The organism is Acinetobacter sp. P1(2025) (assembly GCF_051390655.1).
In the GTDB taxonomy this organism is placed as follows: domain Bacteria; phylum Pseudomonadota; class Gammaproteobacteria; order Pseudomonadales; family Moraxellaceae; genus Acinetobacter; species Acinetobacter junii.
The window spans coordinates 21,661-28,347 of the sequence record NZ_JBPKBJ010000045.1; the positions used below are offsets into that span (position 1 = coordinate 21,661).

A 6,687-nucleotide genomic window follows, 5' to 3' on the forward strand; every position below is an offset into this window, starting at 1 on the left:
ATTTTTGATTACATATGATTGCGAATACTGCCAATACGTTTGCCTTTAATCCACTGCTTTGGATTAAATAATGCGCCAGATTTATCAGCTACTAGAAGTCCAATAATGGGAGTAATAATAGCCAATATAAGTAGGGCGTTTGCCCGACTTTCACGCCGTTGCCTTGCTGTTTGCCCACTTGGCTTGATGAGAGAAATAAGATTAATTACCCAAAGAAAGGCAAGAGGCAGTTTTGTCATCAGTGCCATGAGAACTTTCCATATCACACGATCATTGTCGATGTAAGTATTTTTAACCATGATACAGAACAGAATAAATGCCACAATGATCGCAAGTGGTACACTGAAGTTAGGGCTGCCGCCCAACATATGAAAAATGAAAATAATGCCAAAAAGTGAAGTCGGAATAAGAAAAGTCAATCCAAGATCATCGTAGTCTCTAAACACAATGATAGTACGATTTTTGCCAGCACCTAAGAAAATCCCGGTAATAACAATACTGAAATATACTAATAAAATAATGTTATAAATATTGTAGCCTTCCATGTATTTCCCCTTATAGTAAAAACTGGCTTTGTTGCATAAATATGTAAGCATCTGATTTAAATAAATTTAATTTTGGATCAAAAAATAATCAAAACTTTTAAAATCATATAGTTATGAAATCTTTGTGCAACAAAGCCGTAAAAACTATAAAATTAAAGAATTATAAATTTTTTGATTCATCTATTCATGCTCATAATTATTGTGTAAATTACTAATTATACAAGTTTTTTATTATTAAGAATGTATTAACAATAGAGTATATCAAATAGATTTATATAGTTTTTTAATATTCTATTTAAGAATTGAAGGTTCACAAGGAAAAGTATATGAGGAAACTGTTAACTGCAGAGTCTGCTAAAAAACAAGATACAGATTTGCGGCTTTCATTTAACTCTATCTTAACAGGTACAAAGGTAAGCTCACCTGTTGAGTTGGAGAGGGCTTTAAGAATGCCAAGAAGTAAAAAGTATCTTGAATATATAAAAATATTGGATACTGGAACTCACCATAGTAACAAAACTTCATTGCAAGAACTGAAGGAGAATATACAAAAAGAATTGCCTGAAGCGGCAATGGGCTTACTTATAGGGATCGTTTCTAAGTGTTATTTAGGAGCTCCTTACGAAGTTCATACCTTAGACTTTTTTGGTCAGATCATTGAACACTATAAAGTAGGGGAAAGTATGAAATCAGAATTAGAAAGAGCTCGTACTTTAGCCAAACATCACAACTATATGTGCATTGAAGTTTATTCTGACAGAATGGTGGCGATTTCAGATGATGGTACGGCGGCAATAATAAACAAATAAATTTTTTAACTTAGCAATAACTCAATATAAAAGGGGTGAAATATGGCTGAACGTATTATACAGACGGCGGATTTGTCAAATATTAATAGAAGTCTATCAGCATTAGGAAACAGCCTAGATCAGATCTCAGGTCAAATTGACGTAGTTGATCAAAATTTAAATGCTACACAGCAGGACTTAGTTAATCTTTGGCAAGAGTTCCGTGATTTTGTAGCGGCTGATGTTAGGGCTAAAGAAATTAGCTTGGCTGAAACTCGTCAAGTTAAAATCAGACAAGAGCTTGATACAAGTTATGGTCACTATGGGCAAGTAAGACGTATTGCAACAGGTATCTTGCAGGCGGCTGATATTAAGATTGTTCGTCAAGAAACAATGCAAAATGCTACTGAAGAATTAATGTTATTGACGCCTAAATATTGGTTAGCACCAGCATTAGTCGCTTTAGGTGCTTGGTTAAACGATAATAAGGACCTTGCACAAAAAGCATTGAGCGAAGCGTTAAAGCGTGATGATGAAAAAACGACACTCTTTTTTGCATTGGTGTCACGTCGTGCAAAGCGATTAGCTGCATGCCAGACATGGTTAGATCGTTATTTAGGACAACAAGATCCATTTAATTTAGATCGTCAAACTGTAGTATTAGTGGATGCATTGGTAAATGGAGTTTTTGGTGCCAGTGTAAGAATGCAATGTTCATCTAGAATTGAACAATGGGTAACTGAGTTAGAAGCTCAAGCAGGTTTTGTCGAAGAACAGCGTTCCCAATGGGAAGATGCAATTAAAACAAAATATCCAAATCAGGATTTTTCTAAAAATTATCCTAGATTGTATAAAGCAGTTCCAAGTAGTGATTGGCAACAAATCAGTGAGTCATTGAATCACACACAAATTCATTCAATTCTTCATAAATATTTTAGCGATATATTTGAGGGGGAAATTAAACCATCCCCTAGTTTGAATGATGAAGTGGATTTGCTCTTAGATAAGCTTGTGCAAAACTTTGATGATGAAGAATTGCCTCTTAGACAGCAAGAACATCTATGCCAGCTGATTATTGATGAAATGGGCGATCGTTCTGTCGCTGAAGAGAAATATCGCTTAGAAGAGAAAACATTAAGCGACATGGTAAGCTTTACGCAGTTACTTACCAACGCTGCTATGCATCCGCAACTTTCACATGCCTCTGTAGCGACACAGCGTTATGCTATTGCACTTTCTAAACAATGGATTGTAGATGCCCATCAAGATTTGACAGCTAGTATCAGAGCAGAATTTCCGCAAAAGTTGACCTTGAACTTAGCCGAGTGTAATTGGACCGGTGAAACTAACAATGGAAGTAATGAAGCATTATTGCTGCAAGATTTAGAAAGATATATCGAAGCGCAAAAACAACAGGCAATTGCAAACGTCAAACTTCAAATGCCAACTTATATTAAAGCGGTTATTGGTGGTGCATTAATTTTACTCACCGGTTTTGCTGTTTGGGCAATTGTAATAGGTGCTGCTTTATTATGGTGGGCGTTCATGGATTATAAGAATTTAGATAACCAGAAGAAAAATGTTGCTCAGCATTATGAATATCTTAAAGAACAGAGTGCCAATGAGCTTAAAGCTATCTTAGCTGAAGTTGTAGATATGCGGAAACAGTTAATGCACCAAGACAGTGAATCAAGTCTAGTTTCAGATTTCTTTAATGAACTCTCATCGAAAGAATATCTGATGTCTGCTCATGATAAAGGCCGAAATTTAATGGCTGGCTAACACAAATACTAATTAAGATAGAGGGAATAAAACATGGAAAATCATGAGAATGCAACAGATACAAATATTTCTTCCAAAACTAGAGTGTTTCTACATGAGGCAACTCAGAATGACGCACCTCAAGCACAAGTGAAGGAAGCAACTGTGAATATTGCGCAATCACAGCTGAATACAGGCAATACTCAATTCTTTGTGGGAGAGTTTCCTGAATGGGATTTGTTGCCTCAAACTGGATTTGTACGTCGATTTAAAAAGAGCAAAATATGAGTCGAAAATTGACTTGGGCCGGTACATCGGAGAAACACAACCCTGATGTACCTGTGCAGGTGCCACATACATATTCAGAGTGGTGTGATTGTTTGGGCTATTTGAAAGACAGCCAATATGACAAAGATATTAAAGTGCTCCTGTCAAAAGGTAGCTTAAGCTGGACTTCCGGTGTCGCTGAGCGTTTTTCAGAGCGTTTGGCACTGGTTTTTAACATGCGTCTGCAAGAGTGTGCTCAGCGCCTAGATCGTAATATCTCATACAGTAATGACGAGTCGGGGCTGATCACGGGATTGCTTAGTGCACGAAGAACATTAAGCTTTCTTCATGAAATTGCAACCTTAGAGTGTTTTCCAGAACTATTGCAAAAACACTTGACTACTGAGCTTGAAAATTATGCTAAAAGGACGCAAAGTAGTTTGGAAAATAGTGCATCCCGAGATAGAACAGGCCGTTTACTTAGTATTATTAAGCATAATTCGATATTGAATTTTACGAAAGTAAGTGTGCCATCTAAGGATATGCCGTATATATCTCAAAAGAACCAGCCACTAACTGACACTGCTATTTCTGAGACTTCTACAAAATTTAAAAGACGTAATTTTCTGTAATTAATTTCAATAATTTATTCGAATGAATGAGAAATCAAAATCATGAGTGATACAAAGGAATTTAAACAAACTCTAACTCGATATTTAAAAGCACGTATACCGTTTATCTCTATACGTAGCGCAGAGCGAGCTCGTGTTCTTGATATTTGCAAAGAAATTATTTCTGAGCTTAATGCTAGCTTCTATGTACATACCTTATCTCAAGGTACTCGAGAGATTATAAGCAATCGAGGTGTAAATGATGATCGTTCAGTTATTGGAGCTTTGGACTTTGCAAGTAGTCAAATGATGCAGCGTCAGCAGTTATCTTTTTTGTTAACGGAAGTAACTGATTTAGAAGATGATACTAATTTTGCTCGTCAAATGCAGGACGTTGTGATGTTGGCGGCTGAAAATGGTGGAAGTGTAATAGTCATTACTTCAAAACCAGTCTGGAGTCAGCTTCAGCGTTTAGGTATGTCCTTAACGTTGTCAATGCCGACAGAAGATGAAATGGCTGAGCTTATTCATGAACAAATTACGGCATATCGCGAGCATTTCCCAATTGAATGGGATCTCAACGATGAGAAACAAGCAGCAGCAATTTTAACTGGTATTTCCCGTATTGAAGCTGAAAATATTATTGCAACTTTTTTAGCAAATGGGAGAGTTACAAAAGCAGACCTTAAGGAGTTAATGCATGTTAAGGATCGTATTTTTGCTGATATCTCAGGCGTAGAGCGAGTGGTAGTCCGAGAGGACAGTCTTAGTGTAGGCGGTTTAGCTGGACTACAAGCTTGGCTGGATAAAGAAAGACCTTTATTAACAGCAGATTTGCGTGAACGTGGTATCAGACCGCCACGAGGGGTTCTGCTAGTTGGAGTACCAGGGTGTGGAAAATCCTTGTCAGCGAAAGCAATTGCGGCCAGCTGGGGACTCCCATTGTACCGCTTGGATTTATCGACTATCCATGGACAATACTTAGGTCAAAGTGAAGGCAGGTTAAAAGATGCATTAACCACAGCAGATCATGTTGCTCCTTGTGTGCTGTGGATTGATGAAATTGAAAAAGGATTGGCTGGTGCCGGTCAATCCAGTGATGGCGGAACCGCAACGCGTCTAGTAGGACAGTTTTTATATTGGTTGCAGGAAGCAACATCGAGAGTATTTGTTGTAGCTACGGCGAATGATGTTTCGATGCTCCCTCCAGAGTTATTACGCCGTGGCCGATTTGATGAATTATTTTTTGTTGATTTGCCTACACCGATAGAGCGTAAAGAAATTATTGAAATTTATATCAGACGTGGTTTGAAGAGAGATATTGATCCTACACTCATGGATGAATTAGTTCAATTGTCGGAAGGTTTCGCTGGATCTGATTTGGAAGCAGCTGTAAGAGAAGTAGTTAAAGAAGCATATCTTAATGGGGATGATGTCATTAATACGGATTTATTCAGACAAAGTTTTGAAAATGTGGTGCCTCTCTCTCAAACAAGTCCTGAACAGATAGAAGCTATACGTAATTGGGGAAGAGAAAGGGCTGTACCTGCTTCAGGACACATGCAGATGAATAAAATTGATAAGAGTACAGTGAAGATGCGCAGGGCTGTATTACAGTAAATTATTGATGTATTCGTCCTAAATAGAATGCATTTATAAAAAATGCATTCTATTGATATAAACAGTGAGGCCTAGAAAAAATAGGGTTTAATTCACGTCAAAAGTGATATTGGCCTGCTCAAGCATCCAATTCTCATATTCTGTATGCCATTTTCTTAGTAGATCAATTAGCCGAACAGTGTAATGCTTCTCTTCGGTACCGCTAGGTTTGTGTCCCGCAATTTGGGCAACGATACCGCTAGGTAAAGATAACTATTCTGAAAAGAGTTTTGAGTGAACGCCGTGGTCGATACTATTCCTAATCCTCTGAATCTGGATCATCTTTTAAAACTCGTGGCTGTTTTATTATCAAAAAATTGTAGAATGGCATAGGAAGGGTAATCCCCCTAAAAATAATAGGATCTAAAAGTAGAATTTTCTCTTAAGATACGAGCAGGAGATTCTGCATGAAAACATCTAAATTTACTGACAGTCAGATCATGTCCATCTTGAAACAGGCAGAATCTGGCACACCTGTAGCGACCCTTTGCCGTGAACACGGCATGAGTAATGCTACCTTTTATAAATGGCGTGCCAAATATGGTGGTATGGATACATCATTAATGGCTCGACTGAAAGAGCTAGAAGCCGAAAATACCAGACTTACTCTGTACACGACAAATTTCATAGGATCCTTGTCCTATCAGGCTTTTTCTTTCTTAAAATTGCGAGCACTTTCTTAAATTCCTCTTTTTTCCCAAAACCAATCAAACGTAGAATAGCCATTTGAACATAGTCCAAACCGTAGCGAAATAAACTTACTGAAAGTCGTCCATGCTTCTTTATTTTTATCGCTTTTTTTCGATCATGTTGCCATTCACCTGTTAAATAGCACCAACAGAAACCGATCGCTAGCACTGCTATCAATTTCTTGACTCGTCTAGGGTCTGTTAAACGAGTATTTTCAAGATTGAATCCACGTCCTTTGAGACAACTAAATAAGGTTTCGATTTCCCAGCGTAATGCATAATCACGAATAGCAGAAGCATTAAACATAGGAGAAACAACAAGTAAAAGTTCTCCATCTTCTAATCGTAGCGCACTAATATACAGTTT

General features: G+C 37.5%; 7 protein-coding genes and 1 pseudogene. 6 read left to right on the plus strand and 2 right to left on the minus strand.

What is annotated here, in order from left to right; genetic code table 11:
- Positions 1–8: 8 nt before the first annotated feature.
- Complete coding sequence (locus ACSC97_RS12120) at positions 9–545, minus strand: hypothetical protein (protein WP_039907850.1); 537 nt, start codon at positions 543–545, stop codon at positions 9–11.
- A 326-nt stretch (positions 546–871) separates the two neighbouring features.
- Between ACSC97_RS12120 and ACSC97_RS12125 the strand changes: the two genes are divergently transcribed.
- The 6 genes and pseudogenes from ACSC97_RS12125 to ACSC97_RS12150 form a co-directional block, all read left to right on the plus strand.
- Positions 872–1,354: a hypothetical protein gene (locus tag ACSC97_RS12125; RefSeq protein WP_436661170.1), complete on the plus strand. Its 483-nt coding sequence runs from the start codon at positions 872–874 to the stop codon at positions 1,352–1,354.
- 42 nt (positions 1,355–1,396) lie between these two features.
- Entirely contained in the window at positions 1,397–3,115 is a 1,719-nt protein-coding gene (locus tag ACSC97_RS12130; protein ID WP_436661172.1) for a hypothetical protein, read from the plus strand.
- Between the two features lie 33 nt (positions 3,116–3,148).
- Complete coding sequence (locus ACSC97_RS12135; RefSeq protein ID WP_004962476.1) at positions 3,149–3,382, plus strand: hypothetical protein; 234 nt, start codon at positions 3,149–3,151, stop codon at positions 3,380–3,382.
- Positions 3,379–3,993 carry a hypothetical protein gene (locus tag ACSC97_RS12140; protein WP_436661175.1) on the plus strand — a complete coding sequence of 205 codons (615 nt, stop codon included), beginning with the start codon at positions 3,379–3,381 and terminating at the stop codon, positions 3,991–3,993. Before ACSC97_RS12135 ends, ACSC97_RS12140 begins: the two co-directional genes overlap by 4 nt.
- A 42-nt stretch (positions 3,994–4,035) precedes the next feature.
- Entirely contained in the window at positions 4,036–5,592 is a 1,557-nt protein-coding gene (locus ACSC97_RS12145) for an AAA family ATPase (protein ID WP_004962472.1), read from the plus strand.
- A gap of 446 nt (positions 5,593–6,038) precedes the next feature.
- A pseudogene (locus tag ACSC97_RS12150) lies at positions 6,039–6,236 on the plus strand (transposase); the annotation flags it as partial.
- Between the two features lie 19 nt (positions 6,237–6,255).
- On the opposite strand, the gene ACSC97_RS12155 reads toward ACSC97_RS12150, so the two are convergent.
- Positions 6,256–6,687: transposase (locus ACSC97_RS12155; RefSeq protein WP_436661177.1), on the minus strand; the 432-nt coding region annotated here is incomplete at its 5' end.

Excerpts from the sequence above, each read along its gene's own strand:
- ACSC97_RS12120 (WP_039907850.1), bottom strand. The coding sequence starts at position 545 with ATGGAAGGCTACAATATTTATAACATTATTTTATTAGTATATTTCAGT.
- ACSC97_RS12125 (WP_436661170.1), top strand. The coding sequence starts at position 872 with ATGAGGAAACTGTTAACTGCAGAGTCTGCTAAAAAACAAGATACAGAT.
- ACSC97_RS12130 (WP_436661172.1), top strand. The coding sequence starts at position 1,397 with ATGGCTGAACGTATTATACAGACGGCGGATTTGTCAAATATTAATAGA.
- ACSC97_RS12135 (WP_004962476.1), top strand. The coding sequence starts at position 3,149 with ATGGAAAATCATGAGAATGCAACAGATACAAATATTTCTTCCAAAACT.
- ACSC97_RS12140 (WP_436661175.1), top strand. The coding sequence starts at position 3,379 with ATGAGTCGAAAATTGACTTGGGCCGGTACATCGGAGAAACACAACCCT.
- ACSC97_RS12145 (WP_004962472.1), top strand. The coding sequence starts at position 4,036 with ATGAGTGATACAAAGGAATTTAAACAAACTCTAACTCGATATTTAAAA.